Consider the following 15,640-nt stretch of genomic DNA (forward strand, 5'->3'; position numbering starts at 1 on the left):
GCTAGGCCGGCACCGGCGAGAGCTCCCACGGGCCGTCTCCGGCCAACTCCAACTGTCGAGCGTGATGCTGGTCGACGGTGCTGCGGTGACTGACGCTGACAAGCATGCAGTCGGGCACCTCGGTCCGGATCAGACTGTAGAGCGAGTACTCGAGTCCCTCGTCGACCGCCGAGGTCGCCTCGTCGAGGAAGGCCAACGTCGGCCGGATCAGGACGATCCGGGCGAACGCGATGCGCTGCTGCTCACCGGGCGAGAGGATCTTCGCCCAGTCGGCCTCCTCGTCGAGCCGATCGACCAGGTTGCCCAGCTGAACCTTGTTCAACACCTCGCGAATCGACTCGTCGGTGAGCCGCTCCGTCGTCCCCGGATAGGCGACGGCCGCCCGCAGGTCCCCGAGCGGCAGGTACGGCATCTGCGAGAGGAACAGCGTCTCGATTCCGGACGGCCTCCGGATCTCGCCCTCCGTGTACGGCCACATCTCGGCCAGGCTGCGCAGCAGAGTGGTCTTGCCGCTGCCCGAACGACCCTTGACCACCAGCGTGTCGCCCGGGCCCATCCGCAGGTCGAGGTCGGCGATCAGCGCGCCGCCGTCTGGCGTGCGGACATGAACGCCGCTGAGCTCCAATGCACTCGCCAGCTCCGCGGTGTCGATCGTGGGCAACTCCCGCGACTCGCTGTCGGCGGCGAGCAGCCCGTTGAGTCGGATCAGGCTGGCTCGGTAACCGGCGAAGGTGTCGTAGGACTCGCGGAAGAAGGACAGCGAATCGTGCACCTGGCCGAAGGCCTGCGAGGACTGCGTCATGTCGCCGAGGGTGATGGCGCCCGCGAAGAACCGCGGTGCCTGGATGATGAATGCGAAGACCACCGAGATCTGGTTGACGACGAGGTTCCACCCGTTGAACTTCAAGGTCCGGAACACCAGGCGCCAGTAATTGGCGATCACCGCGGCGAAGCGAGACAACAACCCGTGTCGCTCGACGCCCTCCCCTCGGTAGAAGGCGACGTTCTCCGCGCTGTCGCGAACCCGCACCAGCGCATAACGGAAGTTCGCCGTCAGCTGTTCGTTCCAGAAGTTGAGCCTGATCAACGGGCGCCCGATCCAGAACGCGATGACGGTCGACACCAGGACGTAGGCGAACACGAGAAAGACCATCGCGCGCGGGATCTCGGTTCCGAAGACCGTCATCGGTCCGGACAGGTCCCAGAGAATCTGGGTGAACGAGACCAGCGAGACCACCGCGCTGACCGCGCCCATCGACAGAGTGCGGGAGGTCTGCACGAAATCGGTGATGTCTGCCTGAATACGCTGGTCGGGATTGTCGATGCTCGCATCCACGAACCGGCCGCGGTAATAGGCCCGCCCGTGCAGCCAGTCGCTCGTCACGTGCTCGGTCAACCACAGCCGCCAGCGGATGTCGAAGGCCTGGCCGACGAAGTAGTCGAGCAGCGAGCGCGCCACGTGAATCGTCGCCAGGATTCCGAAGATCCACAGGCTCCGCCAGAACGCCGATTCCGCCGCCTCGAGCGCACCGGTATCTCCCTGCGCAAATCCCTGCGCCGCCTTCTGCAGCGCCGTGTACATCTCGTTGCCCTGATACGTGAAGAGCACCGTCATCCGGACCGCGAAGACCGTGATCAGCAGCACGACGGCGAGCAGCGCGTACGTCCGCACACTGTCCCTGCCACGGAAGTAGGCACCGCTGATCCGCCAGAACTGGCGACCCCATCGCGTGAACCGGAACAGCAGGAACGCGATCACCAGGAAGCACACGGCCGAGATTCCGAACGCCTTCAGCGTCCAGAACACTGTGTGGAGTGCCTCGTTGTTCCAGTCGAGTCCGGACGATTCCGACATTCACATCCCCCTCTGCGGGCGATACCGATGGCGCAGTCTAACCCCGGCCCTCCGGCACTGCCGGGTCAACGGATTCGATCTCCGCACAGCACCATTCGACGACCCCACGGCGGCCGCGCCGAACGCCGGCATCGGGCTGGGCTCCGTGCTACGACTTCGTCAATCCCTGTCGCGTCGCGACGCCGCCCGCCACCGACGCCAACCCGATGGTGACCAGGGCACCGAGAATCAACGCCGGCGCCTCCCCCTCGTTCAGCAGGTTCAGCTTGGTTCCTATCGTCGCGGCCGCGACCGGAATGCCGAGTTGTGCGGCGGCCAGCGTTCCGAGCGAGAGCGGCTGACCGAGGAGCCGGGCAGCGCAGTGCACCGCCACCGCCGCCAGACCGAGGGCGAGCCCGAGCACCGTGTACGACGGATGGTCTACCAGTTCGCGCAGGTTCAGCGAAGCGCCGAGCCAGACGTAGAACAGGGGACCGAAGAATCCCTCGGTGATACCGAACAGCTGGCGGGCGAGCCGGCGCGGCTCCCCCACCGCCGAGACCGCGAGCCCGAGTGCGAAGCCCGCCAGCATGATCGAGACGTGACTCCACACCGCGAGCGCGGCCAGACCGAAGAGGACGCACAGGTTGATCCGCAGTTCCATCGCGAACTTGCGGTCCTCGGACACGCGGTGGATCCGGTGGCGCAGGTCGTGGTACTCGAGCGCGCGGAAGAATCCGTACACGAGCACCGCGCCCCCAGCTACGGCCAGCGCGCCGAGCGCGGCCCGCGGCGCGTGCGACGGATCGATCATCAGTGGAAGCGCGACGATGCACACCGTGTCCGCGACCGCGACCTGCGCGACCAGTTGCAGCACCGATGCCCCACCCAGCTGCAACGAGTCGACGATCGGCAGCACCAGCGCCGCCGACGACGACGCGATCAGCACGGCGTAGAGCGCCGCGTGTCCGGTGCCGAAGACCGCTGCGATGCCGATGCCCGCGGGCACGGCGAGCACCCCCACCACGATCGCCGCCGCCGCGCCCCGAGCCAGGGCCGGACGCAGGCTCGCGTCGCGCATCGGCACGTGCGTCCCCGCGACGAACATGACGAGTGCGAATCCGATGTCCGCGAACAGCATCAGTGTCGGGTCGCTCGCGTCGAGCAGCCCGAAGCCGGTCGCGCCGACCACCACCCCTGCGACGAGCTCGCCGAGCACCACCGGAAGGTGCCACTGCCGCCGGTAGGCCACGGCGGGCCCGAGCAGGGCGATCACCGAGATGAAGGCGAGCGTCGAAAAGCCCACTGCCACCCCCCTGTCCCGGAATCAGCCCCGCTTCGGGAAGTGCCGGATCAGGCCCTCCTGGACGACCGTGGCGAGGAGTTCGCCCTCGAGGGAGAAGAACCGCCCGGTCGCCAGGCCGCGCGAGCCTGCCGCGACCGGCGACTCCGTCGCGTACAGCGTCCAGTCGTCGAAGCGGAACGGCCGGTGGAACCACATGGAGTGGTTCACCGTCGCCGCGACGATCCGGTCCAGCCCCCAGGACAGTCCGTGGGTGGTGATGATCGAGTCCAGCACCGTGGTGTCCGAGGCGTAGCCCATCGTCGCGACGTGGAGCAGCGGGTCGTCGGGCAGTCGCCCGTCCGCGCGCATCCACACCCGGTTGTGGTTGAGCTTCTCGCCGGTGCCCTTGAGGATCCAGGTGGGGTCGTTCGCGTACCGCATGTCGATCGGCTTCAGCGCGTTGACGAACATCTGCAGCCGGTCCTCGTACCCGACGAAGTGATCACCCAAGGGCGGCAACGACTCCGGGAAGGGCACCTCCGGCACCTCGACCGCGTGCTCGAGCCCGCGGCCCCAGTCCTGGAACGCGGCGAGCACGACCATCAGCTCATGGCCGTCCTGGTACGCGGTGACCTGCCGGTTGGCGAACGCCCGACCGTCCCGATGCCGCTGCACCCGGTACTCGATCGGCGCCTTGACGTCGCCGCCCCGGATGAAGTGCGCGTTGATCGCGTGCACCGGCCGGTCGCCGTCCACGGTCCGGCCGGCGGCCACGATCGCCTGCGACACCAGCTGACCGCCGAACGTCCGGCTGCCGAGCTGGGCCTGCGCGGGATGCTGCCCGACGAAGACGTCCTCGTCGATCTGCTCGAGGTCCAGCAGATCGAGCAGGACGTCCAGGTCCTGTGCGCGCTCGAGTTCCCCCGCGTCCGCCACCTAGTGGTCCTCTTCGCCGATGCGGTGGACGTGGATGAGGTTGGTCGAGCCGACCGTGCCGGGCGGGGAGCCCGCGACGATCACGACCTGGTCGCCCTTGTTGTACCGGCCGAGGCCGAGCAGCGCGGTGTCCACCTGACCGATCATCTGGTCGGTCGTCGAGACCGGCGAGACCAGGAACGTCTCCGTCCCCCACGTCAGGGTCAGCTGGCTGCGCACCTCCGGCAGCGGAGTGAACGCGAGCAACGGCAGGTGGGTGTGCAGTCTCGCGAGTCGCCGGACCGTGTCACCGGACTGGGTGAACGCGACGAGCGCCTTGGCGTCGAGCCGCTCGCCGATGTCGCGGGCGGCGTAGGAGATCACGCCGCGCTTCGTACGCGGCACGTGGGTCAGCGGGGGCACCCGGGTGGACTCGCTCTCCACCGCCTCGACGATGCGCGCCATGGTCTGCACGGTCTCCATCGGGAACTTGCCGACCGAGGTCTCACCGGAGAGCATCACCGCGTCGGCGCCGTCGAGGACGGCGTTGGCGACGTCGGAGGCCTCGGCGCGGGTCGGCCGCGAGTTCTCGATCATCGACTCGAGCATCTGCGTCGCGACGATGACCGGCTTCGCGTTCTCCCGCGCGATCTGGATGGCACGCTTCTGCACGAGCGGCACCTGCTCGAGCGGCAGCTCGACGCCGAGGTCGCCGCGGGCCACCATCACCGCGTCGAACGCGAGCACGACCGCCTCGAGGTTCTCGATCGCCTCGGGCTTCTCGAGCTTCGCGATCACCGGGATGCGCCGCCCGATGCGGTCCATCACGGCGTGCACGAGCTCGACGTCGGCGGGCGAGCGGACGAACGAGAGGGCGATGAAGTCCACGCCGAGTCGCAGCGCGAACTCGAGGTCCTCGATGTCCTTCTCGGACAGCGCGGGCACCGAGACGTCCATGCCCGGCAGCGACACGCCCTTGTTGTTGCTGACCGGCCCGCCCTCGGTGACCGTGCAGACCACGTCGTTGCCGTCGACGTGGTCGACCGTGAGACCGACCTTGCCGTCGTCGACGAGCAGACGGTCGCCAGCCTTGGCGTCCCGGGCAAGTTCCTTGTAGGTGGTCGAGACCCGGTCGTGGGTGCCCTCGCACTCGTCGACCGTGATCCGCACCTGCTCGCCGTTCTGCCACACGGTGCGGTCCTGGGCGAAGCGGCCGAGCCGGATCTTCGGGCCCTGCAGGTCGGCGAGGATGCCGACCGCCTTGCCGGTCACGTCGGAGGCGTCCCGCACCCGACGGTAGTTCTCCTCGTGATCGGCGTGTTCGCCGTGGCTGAAGTTGAGCCGAGCGACGTCCATGCCGCTTTCGACGAGTTCTCGGATACGGTCCCCGGTCGCGGTTGCAGGTCCCAGGGTGCACACAATCTTAGTCCGTCGAGTCACGCGACAAGCCTAGTCGGTGAACCGATTCAGTTCTATTCGCACCCCGTGAACGAAATGAACACCGGAAACCGTTAACTGATGCGTCACCTGCTGGTCAGAGAACCTCGAGCGGAAGCGCCGTCGGATGCACGGGCGACGGCAGATCCGAGTGCCCGGTCAGGAACGCGTCGACACCGTGCGCGGCCGCGCGGCCCTCGGCGATCGCCCACACCACCAGCGACGCCCCGCGGTGCGCATCCCCGCACACGAACACGCCCGGCGCGCTGGTCTGCCAGTCGGGACCGCAGGAGAGCGTGCCACGCCCGGTGAGGGTGAGCTCGAGATCGTCGAGCAGCCTGCTGTACTCGACTCCCTCGAATCCGATCGCCAACAGTGCCATGTCACAAGGCAACTCGACCTCCTCGCCGACCGGAGTCACGTGCCTGCGGCCGTCGGCGTCGCGAGTGACCGTCACCTCCGCCAGCACCATCGAGCGGACGTGTCCGTCCTCGTCGCCCAGGAACCGTTGTACCGCAACCTCGTACCGGCGCACTCCACCCTCCGCATGTGCCGGCGAAGTGCGCAGCACCATCGGCCACGACGGCCAGGGCGAGCGCTCGTCGTCGCGAGCGGTCGGCAGCTCAGGGTGGTAGTCGAGCTGGGTCACCGACAGTGCACCCTGCCGGTGCGCGGTGCCGAGGCAGTCCGCCCCGGTGTCACCGCCGCCGATGATCACCACGTGCTTGCCCCTCGCCGTGACCGTGGTGGCGCCGTCGCCCTCGCATTCCTTGTTGGAGAGCACGAGATGCTCCATCGCGAGGTGTATCCCTGCCAGCTCACGGCCCTGCACGGTCGCGTTGTCGCGCGCCCGCAGTGCCCCCACCGCGACCACCACGGCGTCGAACTGGGCCCGCAGCTGCTCCACCGTGACGTCGACGCCGACCTCGCAGTCGGTGACGAAATGCGTTCCCTCGGCTCGCATCTGACCCAGGCGCCGCTCCACGACCGCCTTCTCGAGCTTGAACTCGGGAATGCCGTAACGCAGCAACCCACCGAGCCGGTCGTCACGTTCGAAGACGGTGACGTCGTGGCCCGCCCGGGTCAACTGCTGGGCCGCCGCCAGGCCCGCCGGCCCGGAACCCACCACCGCGACGGACTTTCCGGTGCTGATCGTCGCCAGCTGCGCCGACACCGTGCCGCCCTCCCAGGCCGCATCGGCGATCGCCTGCTCGATCCGCTTGATCGTCACCGCGCCGCCGGTGTCGTTCTCGGCGATCGAGAGCACGCACGCCGCCTCACACGGTGCCGGGCACACCCGGCCGGTGAACTCCGGGAAGTTGTTGGTCGCGTGCAGACGGTCACCCGCCGCCGTCCACCGGTCCCGCCGGACCAGGTCGTTCCACTCCGGGATCAGATTGCCCAGCGGGCAGCCCGCGGACCCCGAGTGACAGAACGGGATTCCGCAGTCCATGCAGCGCGTCGCCTGCTCGGCGACCTCGCGGGCCCGTTCCGCCGCCGACTGCGGCGCGGCCACCTCGTGCCAGTCGCGCACCCGTTCGGCGACCGGCCGCTTGGGCGCCTCCTTCTTGCGGACGTTCAAGAAGCCCTGGGGATCAGCCACGTGCCGCCTCCATGATCGCCGCGTCGACGTCGCGCCCCTCGGCACGCGCCATCCGGGTCGCGTCGAGCACCCGCTGGTAGTCGGTGGGCATGACCTTGGTCAGCAACGCACTGCGCCGCGGCCAGTCGGCGAGCACCGACGCCGCGACGGGCGACCCGGTCCGGTCCCGGTGCGCGGTGACGACCTCGCGCAACCAGGCCAGGTCGTCGGGGTCCGGGCGCTGCAGCGTCACCATCGCGGTGTTCACGTTCGCCGGGTCCAGGTCGAGCACGTAGGCGATGCCGCCGGACATGCCCGCCGCCAGGTTGCGACCGATCGGTCCGAGCACCACGACGCGACCACCGGTCATGTACTCGCACGCGTGGTCACCGACCCCCTCCACCACCGCGACGGCGCCGGAGTTGCGAACCGCGAAACGCTCCCCGACCTGTCCCCGCAGGAAGACCTCACCCGAGGTGGCCCCGTAGAGGAGGGTGTTCCCGGCGATCACCTGTTCCTCCGCCTCGAACAGCGCGTCGGACGCGGGTCGGACGACGATACGTCCACCCGAAAGACCCTTGCCGACATAGTCGTTCGCATCACCGATCATCTCGATCGTGATTCCCGGCGGCAGGAACGCCCCGAGCGACTGCCCGGCCGACCCGGTCAGCTGGACCCGGATGGTGTCGTCGGGCAGTCCGGCCGCGCCGTAGCGGCGGGTCACCTCGGCGCCGAGCAACGTGCCGACGGTGCGGTTGACATTGCGTACGGGCAACTCCAGGCGCACCGGGTGGGAGTCCTCGAGCGCCCCCTCCGCGAGCTGGATCAGGCTGCGGTCCAAAGCCAGGCTCAGGCCGTGGTCCTGGTCGCGCCGGCGACGTCGCTGCGACAGCCGGTTGCCGGCGCGGTCGGTCGGCATCACGAAGATCGACGACAGGTCCAGACCGCGGGCCTTCCAGTGCGCCACGCCCTCCGCCGTCTCCAGCGCGTCGGCGTGCCCGACCGCCTCGTCGACGCTGCGGAAACCGAGCTCGGCCAGATACCCGCGGACGTCCTCGGCGACGAAACGGAAGAACTCCTCCACGAATTCCGGCTTGCCCGTGAACCGCTTGCGCAGCACCGGATTCTGGGTGGCGACGCCCACCGGGCAGGTGTCGAGGTGGCAGACCCGCATCATGATGCAGCCGGCGACCACCAGCGGCGCGGTGGAGAAGCCGAACTCCTCGGCCCCGAGCAGCGTCGCGACCATCACGTCCCGTCCGGTTCGCATGCCACCGTCGCACTGCACGGTGATGCGGTCGCGGAGTCCGTTGAGCACCAACGTCTGCTGGGCGTCGGCGAGCCCGATCTCCCAGGGAGCGCCCGCGTGCTTGAGCGACGTCAGCGGGGACGCGCCGGTGCCGCCGTCGTGCCCCGAGATGAGCACCACGTCGGCGTGGGCCTTGCTCACCCCGGCCGCGACCGTGCCCACCCCCACCGAGCTGACCAGTTTGACGTGCACCCGGGCCTGCTCGTTGGCGTTCTTCAGGTCGTGGATCAGCTGGGCGAGGTCCTCGATCGAGTAGATGTCGTGGTGCGGCGGCGGCGAGATCAGGCCGACCCCCGGCGTGGAGTGCCTGGTCTTGGCCACCCACGGGTAGACCTTGAACGCGGGCAGCTGGCCGCCCTCCCCCGGCTTGGCGCCCTGCGCCATCTTGATCTGGATGTCGCTGGCGTTGATCAGGTAGTCGCTGGTGACGCCGAAGCGACCGCTGGCCACCTGCTTGACCGCGCTCCGCCGGCGCGCGTCGTACAGCCGGTCGGCATCCTCGCCTCCCTCCCCCGAGTTCGACCGCCCGCCAAGGTTGTTCATGGCGATCGCCATCGCCTCGTGCGCCTCCGCCGAGATGGACCCGTAGCTCATGGCGCCGGTGTTGAACCGGGTCACGATGGACTCGACCGGCTCCACCTCGTCCAGCGGGACCGGCGGGCGCAGGCCGTCACGGAACCGGAACAGCCCGCGCAGCGCCCCGCCCTCGGCCGCGAGCCGGTTCACCTCCTCGCTGTAGCGCGCGAACACCTCGTGCTTGCCGGTGCGGGTCGCGTGCTGGAGCAGGAACACCGTCTCCGGGGTGAACACGTGCAACTCGCCCTCGCGGCGGAACTGGTACTCGCCGCCCACGTCGAGGCGCCGGTGCACCCGGTCGGTCGGGTTGTCGGGGTAGGCGAGCCGGTGCCGGATCCGCACCTCCCGTGCCAGCACGTCGAGCCCGACGCCGCCGAGCTTGCTGACCGTCCCGCGGAAGTACTCGTGGACCAGGTCCCGGTCGAGACCGATCGCCTCGAACACCTGCGCGGCGGTGTAGGAGCCGACGGTCGAGATGCCCATCTTCGACATCACCTTGAGTACGCCCTTGCCGAGGCCGGTCAGGTAGTTGCGGACCGCGATCGCCGGTTCGACGCCGGTCAACTCCCCCTCGCTGACCAGGTCCTCGATCGACTCCATCGCCAGGTACGGGTTGACCGCTGCCGCGCCGAAGCCGATCAGCAGGGCGAGGTGGTGCACCTCGCGCGCGTCACCCGATTCGACGACCAGGGCGACCTTGGTGCGCTCCTTGGTGCGCACCAGGTGGTGGTGCACCGCCGAGACCGTGAGCAGCGACGGGATCGGCGCGTACGCGTGATCGGAGTCCCGGTCGGAGAGCACCAGGATGCGGCTGCCGGCGGCGATCGCCTCGCTGGCGCGGGCGCGCAGGTCCTCGATCGCCTCGGCCATGCCCACGCCGCCGCGCTCGACGTCGTAGCGGGCCCGCAACACCGTCGCCGCGAAGCCCGGCAGGTCTCCGTCGTCGTTGATGTGGATGATCTTGCTCAGCTCGATGTTGTCCAGGACCGGCCACGGCAACACGATCTGCCGGCACGAGGCGGCGGTCGGTGCGAGCAGGTTCTGTTCCGGCCCCATCACCCGAGTGAGCGAGGTGACGACCTCCTCCCGGATGGCGTCGAGCGGCGGGTTGGTCACCTGCGCGAAGAGCTCCACAAAGTAGTCGTAGAGCAGCCGAGACCGCTGGGAGAGCACCGCGACCGGGGTGTCGGTTCCCATGGAGCCCAACGGTTCCCCGCTCCGGGCGGCCATCGGCGCGAGCAGGATCCGCAGATCCTCCTCGGTGTAGCCGAACGCGACCTGGCGGCGCACCACGCTCTCGTGCGGGTGCGCGACCGGCGCGCGCTGGGACAGTTCCCCGAGCCCGAGCAGGCCCGCGTGCAGCCACTCGTCGTAGGGCCGCTCGATGGCCAGCGACATCTTGACCTCGGCGTCGGGCACCACCCGCCCCGCCGCGGTGTCGACCAGGAACATCCGGCCCGGCTCGAGCCTGCCCTTCGCGAGCACCTGCGACTGCGGCACGTCCAGGACACCGGACTCGCTGGCGAGAATCACCCGGCCGTCGACGGTCTGCCACCAGCGGCCCGGGCGGAGGCCGTTGCGATCGAGCACCGCACCCACCTGGGTGCCGTCGGTGAACGTCACACACGCCGGTCCGTCCCACGGCTCCATCAACGAGGCGTGGTAGCGGTAGAAGGCGCGCCGCTCGGGGGCCATCGCGTCGTCGTTCTCCCACGCCTCGGGCACCATCATCATCACCGCGTGGGCGATGCCGCGGCCGCCGAGGTGCAGCAGCTCGAGCACCTCGTCGAAGGACGCGGAGTCGGAGGCCTCGGGCGTGCAGATCGGGTAGAGCCGGCGCAGGTCGCCGGGGATGAGGTCGCTCGCCAGCATCGCCTCGCGGGCGCGCATCCGGTTCCGGTTGCCGCGCACGGTGTTGATCTCGCCGTTGTGCGCGACGTACCGGAACGGGTGTGCCAGTGGCCAGGACGGGAAGGTGTTGGTCGAGAAGCGGCTGTGCACGATCGCGATCGCGCTCGCGCACCGCTCGTCTCGCAGGTCCGGGAAGAACGCCGACAGCTGGGTGGTGGTCAGCATGCCCTTGTAGACGATGGTCCGGCTCGACAGCGACGGGAAGTACACCCCGCTGCCCTCCGCCTCCACCTCGGCGGTGGACTGTTCGGCGCGCTTGCGCAGGGCGTAGACGAGCCTGTCGAGGTCGAGTCCGGCGGGCCGCCCGGCGGGCCCCGGCGTTGCCGCGACGAACAGCTGCCTCATGTGCGGCATACAGTCTCGGGCCGCGGTCCCGATGTCCGCTCCGTCGGGATCGACCGGCACGTCCCGCCAGCCGAGCACCTCGAGTCCCTCCTCGGCGGCGATCGCATGGATGCGGGCCACCGCGGCCGACCGGGTCGCCTCGTCCTGCGGCAGGAAGCAGATGCCCGCGGCGAAGGCGTTCGCGCCCTCCGCCGTCGGGGCGGGCAGCGCGAACCCGGCGACGTCGGCGAGCAGGTCGAGCGGCAACTGCAACAGGATTCCGGCGCCGTCGCCACTGTTCGGCTCCGCCCCGGCCGCCCCGCGGTGCTCGAGGTTCTCCAAGGCGAGCAGTCCGTCGGCGACGATGCCGTGCGAACGACGGCCGTGGATGTCGGCGACCATCGCGACTCCGCAGGAATCGGACTCCTGCGCGGCGTCGTACAGGCCCTGCGGCTCGGGCAACTGGGAGAACAGCACCTGGGCACCTCCACGTCGGCACGGAATGCCGCCGGTGTGGCGCGCTCGGGCACTGTTCCGGGAACCTCGAGGTAACGAGATCCGCCGACTGCCTCACCGGGTGTCCGCGGAAGTGCTACTTCGGGGGCACCGGGACGACTCTGCCCGAAGGGATTTCCGAGCGTCACACTCGGGTGCGCACAGTCTAGCAGGGGTTACGCCGAAGAATAGGGTCGAGACTCGGCCGCGGATCAGCTCCGGAGCGGGCGGCCCTGACCGTCCCGGACGCCGCCCGACAGCATGATGATCCCGTCCACGAATGACCACACCCAGATCACCGGGAAGATGACGAATCCGATCAGCAGGAAGGTGGCGAACAGCCCGAACCAGAAACCGAGCAGCTGAGCGAGCCCGATGCCGGTGCTGCCGGTGTAGAGACGACCCACGCCGCAGACGCCGACCAACGGCAGCAGCATCTGCAGCAGTCCCGCCGTCGTCTTCGACTTGTCCGACATCGGCTCGCCCGTCAGCGGGTCTCGGCCGAACGGTGCGCCCGGGTCCGCGCCCGGGTAGCCGTATCCGGGCGTCGCCGCGAACTGCTGCGGGTACTGCGACGGGTAGCCGGGCTGCGCACCGTACGGCTGGGGCGGCGGGAACTGCGGGGTGCCGTAGGGCTGCCCGGCACCCGCTGCCGCGTCGCCCGACGGAGGCGGTGGATAAACCGGGCCGCTGCCGGGCGACCCGTACACCGGACCGGAGGCCTGCGGATACCCGGCGTTCGGGGAGCCCGTGGCGTGCTCGTCGGCGGTCGGCTCGAACGGCAGACCGTTCTCGATCCGCTTCTGCCAGTCGTCGGTAGGTCCGGTCACGTGTTGTCCCCCTGTTCGGTGGTGCCCTTGTTCGGCGTCCCCGGGTCGGGCGTCGCCACGGCGGGCTCCGCCACGTCGGCGGGCAGCGGGTCCGCCGGATGCTCCGCCAGGTACGTCTCGCGGGCCTTCCCGATCCGCAGTTCGGCGGGCGTCTCCCGGCCCTTCTTCGCGAGCAGGAAGTAGGCGACCGCGCAGACGAACACGATCACCGAGGTGAACACGTTGATCCGGATCCCGGCGATGTGCGTCGCGTGGTCGTCGCGCAGGAGCTCGACGACGAACCGGCCGACGCAGTAACCGGCGACGTACAGCGCGAACAGGCGTCCGTGCCCGATCCGGAATCGCCGGTCCACCCAGACCAGCAGCACGACGATCAACAGGTTCCAGACCAGCTCGTACAGGAAGGTCGGGTGCACGACCCGCTCGACCACCCCGGTCGAGGTGCCGTTCAGCATGTCGACGCGGCCCGCGGAGTTGACCCGCTCGTAGATCTCGAGTCCCCACGGCACCGTCGTCTCGCGGCCGTAGAGCTCCTGGTTGAAGTAGTTGCCGATGCGCCCGATCGCCTGGGCCAGCAGGATCGCGGGCGCGATCGCGTCGCCGAGGGCCGCCACCGACACCCCGAGCCGGCGGCAGCCGATCCAGGCACCGACGCCGCCGAGCAGCACCGCCCCCCAGATGCCGAGGCCGCCCTGCCAGATCTTCAACGCGTCGGCGGGATGCCCGCCCTCGCCGAAGTAGGTGGTCCAGTCGGTGGCCACGTGGTAGAGCCGGCCGCCGATCAGGCCGAACGGGACCGCCCAGATCGCGACGTCGAGGACCGTGCCCTTCTCCCCACCGCGCGCGACCCACCGGCGGTCGCCCCACACGATGGCCACGACGATGCCGACGATGATGAAGAAGGCGTAGGCGCGCAGCGGGACCGGGCCGATGCTCCACACGCCCTGCGGCGGGCTCGGAATGTACGCCAGGATGTCGGCAGTCGGGGTCACGACGCCACGGTAGCCGAGCGGACTCCGGCGGCGAGTTCGGTGGTGATCGCCCGCAACGCCTCCGGGCCCTCGGCGACGGCGGTGACCAGTGCGGATCCCACGATGACGGCGTCCGCGTAGGCACCGATCTCGGCGGCCTGTGCGCCCGACTTGACGCCAAGGCCGACGCCGACCGGGATGTCGGAGTGCGTGCGCACCCGGGCGACCAGTTCCGGCGCCATGTTGGACACGGCCGCGCGGGCGCCGGTGACGCCCATCGTCGACGTCGCGTAAACGAAACCGCGGCACGAGTCGACGGTCATCGCGAGGCGCTCGGCGGTCGAGGACGGCGCGACCAGGAAGATCCGGTCCAGGCCGTGCTTGTCGGACGCGGCGATCCACTCGGCGGCCTCGTCGGGGATCAGGTCCGGGGTGATGATGCCGAGGCCGCCGGCGGCGGCGAGGTCACGCGCGAAGTTGTCGATGCCGTACTTGAGGACGAGGTTCCAGTAGGTCATCACGACCGCCTTGCCGCCCGCCTTCGAGATGGCCTCGACGACGGTGAACACGTCCCGCACGCGGAAGCCCGCGGTCAGCGCCTCGTCGGCGGCGGCCTGGATGGTCGGGCCGTCCATCACCGGATCGCTGTACGGGATGCCGACCTCGATCAGGTCGCACCCGGCCTCGACCAGCGTCTCGAACGCCTCGATCGACCGGGGCAGGTCGGGGTACCCGGCGGGCAGGTAGCCGACCAGCGCGGCCCGGTTCTCCGCCCGGCACTGCGCGAAGAGGTCGCCCAGCCGGGACTGCTGCTGTTCACTCATTTCGAGGCTACCTCCGTAGCAGTGGCATCGGTGTCGTCGTCGGGGAAGAGGCCGAACCACTTCGCGGCGGTGTCGACGTCCTTGTCACCGCGACCGGAGATGTTCACCAGCACGATCGCGCCCTCACCGAGCTCCTGGCCGAGCTTCAGCGCGCCGGCGAGCGCGTGCGCGGACTCGATCGCCGGGATGATGCCCTCGCGGCGGCTGAGCAGGGCGAGCGCGTCCATCGCCTCGGTGTCGGTCACTGCCCGGTACTCGGCGCGGCCGATGTCCTTGAGGTGCGAGTGCTCGGGACCGACACCCGGGTAGTCGAGGCCGGCGGAGATCGAGTGGGACTCGATGGTCTGGCCGTCCTCGTCCTGCAGCAGGTACGAGTAGGCGCCGTGCAGTGCGCCCGGCGTGCCGCCCCCGATGGTCGCGGCGTGCCTACCGGTCTCGACGCCGTCACCGCCGGCCTCGAGGCCCACCAGACGCACCGACGGGTCGTCGATGAAGGCGTGGAAGATCCCGATGGCGTTGGAGCCGCCACCGACGCAGGCCGCGACCGCGTCGGGCAGCCTGCCGGTGTGCGCGAGCACCTGTGCCCTCGCCTCGAGCCCGATGATGCGCTGGAAGTCGCGCACCATCACCGGGAACGGATGCGGGCCGGCCGCCGTGCCGAAGCAGTAATAGGTGTTGTGCGCGTTGGTGACCCAGTCGCGCAGCGCCTCGTTGATGGCGTCCTTGAGGGTCGCCGACCCGGTGATCGCGGGGATCACCTCGGCGCCGAGCAGCCGCATCCGCGCGACGTTGAGCGCCTGCCGCTTGGTGTCGACTTCGCCCATGTACACGACACATTCGAGGCCGAGCAGCGCGCAGGCGGTGGCGGTGGCGACGCCGTGCTGGCCGGCCCCGGTCTCCGCGATCACCCGGGTCTTGCCCATCCGCTTGGCGAGCAACGCCTGACCGAGAACGTTGTTGATCTTGTGAGAACCCGTGTGGTTCAGGTCTTCCCGCTTGAGCAGCAGTCGCGCGCCGCCGGCGAACTCACTCAGCCGGGTGGCCTCGTACACCGGCGACGGACGGCCTGTGTAGTCGCGCTGCAGGCGGTCGAGTTCGGCGAGGAAGGCGTCGTCTCCGCGGGCCTTGTCGTACTCGGCCGTGACCTCCTCGATCACCGCCATCAGCGCCTCGGGAACATACCGGCCGCCGTAGACACCGAAGTGGCCGCCCTGGTCGGGCTCGTGGGCGCTGCGCTCGGTGACGCCCGCGCTCATGCGGGGAAGGCCGCGGCCTTTGGCGGAAAGTACGGGATCGTCTGTGCTCACCTGTACCAGTCTGCCTTAGTCGCCGCGGTCGGACGCACCT

At 69.7% G+C, this 15,640-nt stretch carries 10 protein-coding genes; all 10 read right to left on the reverse strand.

Translation table 11 applies throughout. From position 1 onward, the window contains the following. Nucleotide 1 precedes the first annotated feature (1 nt). The 10 genes from ACFXGJ_RS01180 to trpB all read right to left on the reverse strand — a co-directional run bounded on the left by ACFXGJ_RS01180 (nucleotide 2) and on the right by trpB (nucleotide 15,549). Nucleotides 2-1,855, reverse strand: a complete 1,854-nt coding sequence (locus ACFXGJ_RS01180; RefSeq protein WP_378615601.1) for an ABC transporter ATP-binding protein/permease — start codon at nucleotides 1,853-1,855, stop codon at nucleotides 2-4. A gap of 148 nt (nucleotides 1,856-2,003) precedes the next feature. After that, nucleotides 2,004-3,140 (reverse strand): cation:proton antiporter, encoded by a 1,137-nt coding sequence (locus ACFXGJ_RS01185; RefSeq protein ID WP_378615604.1) that lies wholly within the window; start codon nucleotides 3,138-3,140, stop codon nucleotides 2,004-2,006. A gap of 21 nt (nucleotides 3,141-3,161) precedes the next feature. Beyond that, a complete protein-coding gene (locus tag ACFXGJ_RS01190; protein ID WP_378615606.1) occupies nucleotides 3,162-4,055 on the reverse strand; it encodes an acyl-CoA thioesterase II in 894 nt (297 codons plus the stop codon). Continuing rightward, the gene (gene pyk / locus ACFXGJ_RS01195) at nucleotides 4,056-5,474 is read right to left on the reverse strand and encodes a pyruvate kinase (RefSeq protein WP_378615608.1); all 1,419 of its coding nucleotides are present in this window, start codon (nucleotides 5,472-5,474) and stop codon (nucleotides 4,056-4,058) included. A gap of 94 nt (nucleotides 5,475-5,568) precedes the next feature. Further along, entirely contained in the window at nucleotides 5,569-7,074 is a 1,506-nt protein-coding gene (locus ACFXGJ_RS01200) for a glutamate synthase subunit beta (protein WP_378615610.1), read from the reverse strand. Beyond that, nucleotides 7,067-11,650: a glutamate synthase large subunit gene (gene gltB, locus ACFXGJ_RS01205; RefSeq protein ID WP_378615612.1), complete on the reverse strand. Its 4,584-nt coding sequence runs from the start codon at nucleotides 11,648-11,650 to the stop codon at nucleotides 7,067-7,069. The genes ACFXGJ_RS01200 and gltB overlap by 8 nt, the downstream gene beginning before the upstream one ends. Nucleotides 11,651-11,880: 230 nt before the next feature. Beyond that, nucleotides 11,881-12,498, reverse strand: coding sequence for an NINE protein (locus ACFXGJ_RS01210; RefSeq protein WP_378615614.1), 618 nt, complete (start codon nucleotides 12,496-12,498; stop codon nucleotides 11,881-11,883). Further along, on the reverse strand, nucleotides 12,495-13,490 hold the full coding sequence (gene lgt / locus ACFXGJ_RS01215) for a prolipoprotein diacylglyceryl transferase (RefSeq protein ID WP_378615616.1): 996 nt from the start codon (nucleotides 13,488-13,490) through the stop codon (nucleotides 12,495-12,497). Before lgt ends, ACFXGJ_RS01210 begins: the two co-directional genes overlap by 4 nt. After that, nucleotides 13,487-14,293, reverse strand: a complete 807-nt coding sequence (gene trpA, locus ACFXGJ_RS01220) for a tryptophan synthase subunit alpha (protein ID WP_378615618.1) — start codon at nucleotides 14,291-14,293, stop codon at nucleotides 13,487-13,489. Before trpA ends, lgt begins: the two co-directional genes overlap by 4 nt. After that, a complete protein-coding gene (gene trpB / locus ACFXGJ_RS01225; RefSeq protein ID WP_378615713.1) occupies nucleotides 14,290-15,549 on the reverse strand; it encodes a tryptophan synthase subunit beta in 1,260 nt (419 codons plus the stop codon). The genes trpA and trpB overlap by 4 nt, the downstream gene beginning before the upstream one ends. Nucleotides 15,550-15,640 lie beyond the last annotated feature (91 nt).

Origin of the sequence: Rhodococcus sp. NPDC059234 (assembly GCF_042754225.1) — a bacterium.
GTDB lineage: Bacteria > Actinomycetota > Actinomycetes > Mycobacteriales > Mycobacteriaceae > Rhodococcus_G.